Source organism: Micromonospora sp. ABR4_055, from assembly GCF_056160425.1.
This window is the reverse complement of the sequence record NZ_JBSWXD010000362.1, coordinates 1-445: the sequence shown is the minus strand read 5'-3', so window position 1 is coordinate 445 and position 445 is coordinate 1. Positions and strand designations below refer to the sequence as shown.

The 445-nt window shown below is 69.9% G+C and carries 1 protein-coding gene; it reads right to left on the bottom strand.

From position 1 onward, the window contains the following. Positions 1 to 445 (bottom strand): transposase (locus tag ACXAHD_RS32400; RefSeq protein ID WP_475055224.1); only part of this gene is annotated, 445 nt, incomplete at both ends.

The following is a 445-nucleotide window of genomic DNA, read 5'->3' as shown; positions in this document are numbered from 1 at the left end:
GCATCCGTTGCCGCGCGGCCACGAGGTGGCGCGGGTTGTCGACCAACTCGCCGGTGGACAGCACCGCGAGATGCCGGATACCGACGTCCACACCAACCACCGAGCCGGGTCGGGCCGGGCTGCGTTCGGCGCGTTCGACCTCGACGGTGAACGACACATGCCACCGTCCGCCATCACGACGCACTGTCGCGGACATGATCCGGGCGGTGCCGGCTTCAATACGGCGGGCGAGCTTGCGGGCGGACTCGTGCAACTTCAACCGGCCCAGCCGGGGTAGCACCACGTGCATCCGGTCCGGTTCGACCCGGATCGCCCCGGTGGTGAACCGTACGCTGGGCGTGGTACGGCGGCGGGACTTGAACCGGGGGAAACCCGACGGCCGACCGGCGCGTTTCCCGCTGCGGGAGTCAGTCCAGTTCTTCAACCCGCGAGCGAGCGCGTCGAG